This is a genomic window from Streptococcus sp. 3874, assembly GCF_013276425.1.
GTDB classification, from domain to species: domain Bacteria; phylum Bacillota; class Bacilli; order Lactobacillales; family Streptococcaceae; genus Streptococcus; species Streptococcus pseudopneumoniae.
Genome location: NZ_VMLA01000133.1, coordinates 1 through 6149, shown reverse-complemented (window position 1 = coordinate 6149; position 6149 = coordinate 1). Strand labels below are relative to the sequence as shown.

General features: G+C 35.3%; 5 protein-coding genes. All 5 read left to right on the top strand.

The window, feature by feature from the left end:
• Window positions 1-658 precede the first annotated feature (658 nt).
• Window positions 659-922: a hypothetical protein gene (locus tag HT703_RS11900; protein ID WP_238375686.1), complete on the top strand. Its 264-nt coding sequence runs from the start codon at window positions 659-661 to the stop codon at window positions 920-922.
• A 473-nt stretch (window positions 923-1395) separates the two neighbouring features.
• Window positions 1396-1965, top strand: a complete 570-nt coding sequence (locus tag HT703_RS10835) for a hypothetical protein (protein ID WP_138701546.1) — start codon at window positions 1396-1398, stop codon at window positions 1963-1965.
• 14 nt (window positions 1966-1979) lie between these two features.
• Window positions 1980-2324, top strand: a complete 345-nt coding sequence (locus HT703_RS10830; protein ID WP_050971712.1) for a hypothetical protein — start codon at window positions 1980-1982, stop codon at window positions 2322-2324.
• Window positions 2324-2746 (top strand): preprotein translocase subunit SecB, encoded by a 423-nt coding sequence (locus HT703_RS10825; protein WP_226372392.1) that lies wholly within the window; start codon window positions 2324-2326, stop codon window positions 2744-2746. Before HT703_RS10830 ends, HT703_RS10825 begins: the two co-directional genes overlap by 1 nt.
• A gap of 578 nt (window positions 2747-3324) precedes the next feature.
• A partial coding sequence (locus HT703_RS10820) for a DUF1542 domain-containing protein (RefSeq protein WP_172930081.1) occupies window positions 3325-6149 on the top strand: 2825 nt, incomplete at its 3' end.

Here is a 6149-nt window from a genome sequence, read left to right as displayed (position 1 = left end):
AAAATCAAAGAGCAAACTAGGAAGCTAGCTGTAGGTTGCTCAAAACACTGTTTTGAGGTTTCAGATGGAAGCTGAGGAGGTTTGAAGGGATTTTCGAAGAGTATAAATTTGTTGAGGGTGTAGCTAATACGTATTCAGTCTGGTAGATTGAGAAAACTTGACAAAAAATTAGATAGTGCTAGAATAACATTAACGAAAGACATTTGAGGGCAGAAAGGTTCCTGCCACACCTTGCAAAAAGGTATCTGAGATGCTGGGTACACCGACCAGCCAAAGGGTCCGTTATTTCAAAGGAGGGGCTTAAATGCTCCTTTTTTATTTAAAAATTTCAAAATAGATTACACTCACCGCAGGCTTAGGCTTGCGTTTTTTTGTTTGACAAAATTAAAAAAATGTGTAAGAATAAGTAGAATTGAAAACAGGAAAACTCACCTCCTTTCGATTCGTCTAGCCTTTTCGTGAGGCAATGAGGGGGCGGAGAGACGCGCTCGTCAACAGAAGTATCTCATTGGAAATGTTGCTCACTTTTTAGTGAGCTTTTTATCTAGGGAATAGAAATGAAAAGCAAAAAGTTAAAATTAGGTCAAATTGATTTAAAATGTGCAAGGATTACGACCTTATTCAAGCGATGGACTATGACTTTAAGACGAAGGAAGTAATGAATAAAGGAAGGGGATTTGCGGTAACTGTTGTCAAAATACAGGGGCTAACTTTCTTGATTCCATTTAGAAGTTATATTCCTAAAAAGTATCAGTTGAAGTATAAGCTTCGAAATTCAGCAAAAGAAGGGTATGTTGAAGGATTAGATATTGATAAAACCTTGATTTTAGAAGATGAAAGTTATTTGCTAAATACTACTTTTCGACTTCGAAAAATCGAAGATTATTATAAAGTAATGGACAATGATAGAAGCTATAATTAATAAGTTGATAAAAGCTATTATAGACTATAACCGTGCTTTAGAAATGAACGATAGAAACAAACTTGAAGATCCTAAACGCTTTAAATTCTCAACATTCCAGAATTATTCTACTAGATTAAGAGTCATAACAGAAAAAGACTATTTAGAATAGATAATGTTTTTGCAGGTTCTGGCTTGCATTTCTATTTTGCAAAAACACGCATTTTGAACGATTAGAACCAGAAATTACAATCCTATTCTTCAAAAAAGCGTTTTCTTGAAGAATGGAAAAAGCCCGATTTTATGGGGTTTTAATTCTGATAAAATCCGATAATTTTGGCATGATAAGGTGAGGTAGTTATTGTCTTAATGCTCAGTTCCGTTCTGGAAATCGCTAGAATGTTTTCAAAAAATCCCGTAATAGTTGAATTATCTAAGCTTTAACAGTATAATCAAGTTAGTAGCTTCATAAGGAGATTCTATGCTACAATATAGTGGGTGGCACGGCACCACCAATAAAAGAAAAGATTCTATCTGCTGGTTTTTCTTATGAGAAATATAAACCTGGTATTCATAAGCAGAGACATCCGAACGACTTGGGTAATGGTATTTATTTTTTTCTACCTTTTGACAAAGATACTGGTAAAACGATTGCTTCTGCTCATGTAGCAAAGTATAAGTCATTTGAACTAAGCAAACCCGGGGTTAGGCCTGAGTTAATTCATGCTAAAATCATCCTAAGCTCTATGAACAATATTTTTATGTTGGATGACTCAGCAAACCAAAGCTTATTAGAAGAATATCGACAAGCGGCATTTATTCAAATTGAACGTGAGATTACAGATATTGCAGATAGCGGAGCCAAAAATAGAGCTACTCTTCTTAACCAAAATCAAGGATTAATTATTGAGCTGTTGCTTGATTTAGCGTCTCAGCATGGGAAAAATTATGAAGCCGTGCAGTCTAAAACATATACAGATATTCCATTTTTACCAGTAATTAACGGAAAGAACGGAGAGGAAATTTGTATCCGTGATTTAAATTGTATTACAAACATTTTATAAATAAGGAGGCTTTTATGAGTTTATTGTCAAACTTTTTAGGAACTGAAGAATTTTCTTTGATGGATTCTCCAATGTTCCAAGAATTAGTTGAAAATATTAAGGCCAACAAAATTTATTCAGTAAACAATGAATTTGATTATGATTTGAATATATCAGGAAGTCTTAAAAAATATAAAGATGAAATCCATTTTACTTCTCAATTAAATAATCAAAAAGAGTTTTATGATTTGAATTCTATAACTAAAGTAAATGCAATGCCTAAATATAATATAAAAAACAAGAAGTCATGTTTTTCATATTTACCAATAGATTCTGAAAACTTAATTACAACAAAAGAAAATAGTGAGGTGGCAGCTTAATGTCCTCTTTACAATTTAAAGATTATTTTTTAAATGAAGTATCCTATCGAAGAAATCCTAGTTTTGACCAAACAAATAGTACTATTAATTTACATCCTGAATTGTCTGCACAGATTTTAATAAGAAAATCTGAAAACCTTGCTTATGTTAACTTGATAACAAAGCAAGGAAATATAGATTCAGATGATTCTGCTTTTGAGCTTATTGTAGATATTGTTGGAGAATTTTCATTTATATATGACGAGACAGAATTTGATATTGATTTTGAAACTTTTCTTAAAGAGAATGGTCTAGCAATTCTTTGGTCCTATATTCGGCCTATCGTATCTGATATGATTACTCGGGGTAATGAGTTCCCCAACTTCATATTGCCTGTCGTTAACATTAAAAAATGCTTGAAGACAAAGATTCTATCAAGTTAACATACGAATAAAAACAGTGTATGTATTTTTCAAAGCTCCAATGAAATGCTTTCACATTTAAAAGGTATTCGGAGAACTATAAATCAAAATTGTGATAAAAATAAATAGGATCAAAGAGTTTTGTATGATAGTAGTGCAATTTGAAACTCTAGCTGTTTCTCGAGCTTATCGTTCTTGAACTATAAAATATTTCTAAAAAACTGATAGAATCATATATTTTAATAATATACGAAGAATAACGCTGATTTTTCAAGCGTTTTTTCTTTTAAAACAGCTAGCAGGTGGTGAAGTGAAGGACTTGACGATCAAGTCAAACAATGTTGGTTTCAGCTTGTCGTGGATATGTTGAGTCTGTATAAAGAACCAATCGTAGGAGAAAATGAAGTCAATCTTCTCTTCTCATAATAAACCGTATCATATCAAGATTAGTTCATAATGTTTGATTTATAAAATGAAAAGGAGTATAATGAGTTGAACCTACCTAAAGTATGCTCAAATATTTTAGGGGGGGGCTTTTTTATTTGCCCTTCCATAGATATACTAAGCCGATAATTATCGGAAAAGGAGCAAAATGATATATGTTTTATAAAGGTAATGAAGATAGAGAAAAGCGCTTGCGGTTTTCGATTCGTAAGGTTAGTTTTGGAGCTGCCTCGGTAGCCGTGGCGGCGCTGTATCTCTTTATGGGAAGTGGAGCGGTATCTGCTGAGGAAGCGCAGGCCATACAGTCGAATGAGGAGGTGGCAGCTGATAAGGATTCGGAAATAGAGAAAAAATCAGAGGAACAGCAGCCAACCTACGCTGCTCCTGCTGCAAAGGAACAAGGATCTGCAACCAATACTGAAGCAGGGGATGAAGGCAAGCAAGAAAGTCATCCAGAGACCAAAGAGGAAGAAGCCAACTCATCTGAAAGAAGCGAAACTACAACAAAGACTCAATCGGATGAAAACTCTGTGAGTGGGGACTCTAGCTCTCCAAAATCTACAGAGGACAGTGAAGGTACAAGATCAGAAGAAGCAAGCAACAAGCCAAAAGTACGTAAAAGACGTGATGCACCTGCCCCAACAGCGACTCCAACCGATGACGACCTAGCTGCAAATCAGACTTATACAGCTCCAGGGGATGATGCAGGACTAGATGAATTAAAAGAAAAACTAGAAAAATTACCAAGCGCTATCCAAAATAATACAAAAATTAATGATATGGATAAACTGGGGGAACAAACAAATACACAATCAGGACAAGTTAAAAATATTACAAACTTCGGTGGTTGGAAAGCGGTAGGAGAAACTGGTAAATTTGCAATTGCAAAGAAAACTGAAGATGGAGTTTTTCCGATTGAAACAGTAAATACCGTGTATAGTGAACAAAATGGGAAGCACTATAGGACATACACAGGGGAACAAGCTTTTGATAGGACAAGTAACTATATCTTGTTGTTATCAGAGGTAAGGACGCGTGCTAGCTCTAAGGAGGCGGCCTACGATAATTCTGAATATAGAGGAACAGGATTATCGGGCAGCACTGCCAAAGCTCTTAAGGATTATAATGGAATAGAGAAGACTTTCAAAGCTTATTCAACAGAAGTGGGTTCAAAAGTAAAGATTCAATTTAAAACAGGATATACTGGAGACATTAATGGAACAAAAGCTAAATATAAAGTTGAAGTTATTGTGAATAAAAATGGAAAACCAGAGACAGTATATTCAAAAATGTTTGATCCTCAAAAAGATTTAACAGATAGTGATGCAACAGTTACTAAAGCAAGAGACGGTAATGGTAAGTTTATACGTAGCAACTTTAATAATCGTAAACTAAACAAGACAGAAGTAGAAAGTAAAATGAAAGGAGATTATATTCCGACAGGGACGGCAGGTACATTTGAAAGTAAAGAGATTGATTTAGAAAAAGGTGTTACGGATTATACAGTACGAATTAGCTCTGCTGATAATGAACATTTAGGAATGGGATATCAATCTCCATTAAGGCAGTATGCATTACCAATATCAGGTTTAGGCTTTAATATTACTCAAGATACTAATAAAATAGCTAAAGATTTATTATCTCGTATTTATGAAAAATTAAAAGCAACTGAAACAGAAGATACATACGGAAAAACAAATGATACAAAAGCTGCGTATTTAGCTGAATTAGAAAATACTAATACACTTATAACAAGTACAGATGTTAAGACAACAGAAGAATATAAGAAAGCTTTAGAGTCTATTTTATTGAAGCGATTAGCATTAGAAGTTGACAAATCAGAGTTAACAAATGCAAAAGAAGCATTAAATACTTTAGCAACAGAAGCAGATCCAACAACAGGTAAGACTACGGATAGTGCAAAAGCATATAATGATGCGAAAACAGCTGCCCAAGAAGCGATTCAAGAAGCAGAAATAGTTATTAATGACGAAAATGCAACACCAGAAAAAGTGAGGGAAGCTTTAAATAAAGTTAATGAGAAGAAAGCAGCATTAGAAGCAGCGAAACAAGCTTTAGTAGAAGCAGCAACACCAGAAGAAAAAGCTAAATTAAAAACAGCTGCAGATTCATTAGTAAAAGCTGATGAAACAGGTAAGACACCAGAAAGTATCGCAGCATATGAAAGAAAATATGAAGAATTAAAAGCACAATTAGAAGCAGCTAAAGCAGCAGCTGCCGCAGTAGAAGCAAAAGGTGATAATGCAACAAAAGCAGAAGTACAAGAAGCTCAAGCACAAGTAGAAGCAGCTAAAGCAGAGTTAACAAAAGCAGCAGAGTTATTGAAAGCTCTTGACAGAGATGGTGCTAAAAAAGAAATTGAAGCTGCTGCTAAAAAAGCGATAGATGTTATTGAAGCTAGTCCAACCTTAACGCCAGAACAAAAGGCGGAAGAAAAAGCAAAAGTAGCTAAAGAAGTAAAAGATGCAACAGATGCTATTGATAAAGCAACAACTGAAGATGGTATCAATTCTGCAAAAGATAAAGGAAAATTAGCTATCGAAAAAGAAGTTGCAATTACAGCAATCAATGCTGAAAAAACAGCGAAAGAAAAAGAAATCGATAATAATTCTAACTTATCCGACGATGAAAAAGCAGCGGCTAAGGAACAAGCTAAAGCGGCAGCGGACAAAGCTATCCAAGCCATTGACGCAGCAAGCGACCAAGCAGGCGTGGACAAAGCGCAAGCAGACGGAATTGCCGCAGTAGCAGCAGTTAACCCAGTGGCTAAGGACAAAGCTAAGGAAGCAGTAGCAGCTAAGCTTAAGGAAAAAGAAGCCGAGATTGATGCGAACGCTAACCTTTCAGATGCAGAAAAAGCAGCGGCTAAGGAACAAGCTAAAGCGGCAGCGGACAAAGCTATCCAAGCCATTGACGCAGCAAACGACCAAGCAGGCGTGGACAAAGCGCAAGCAGACGG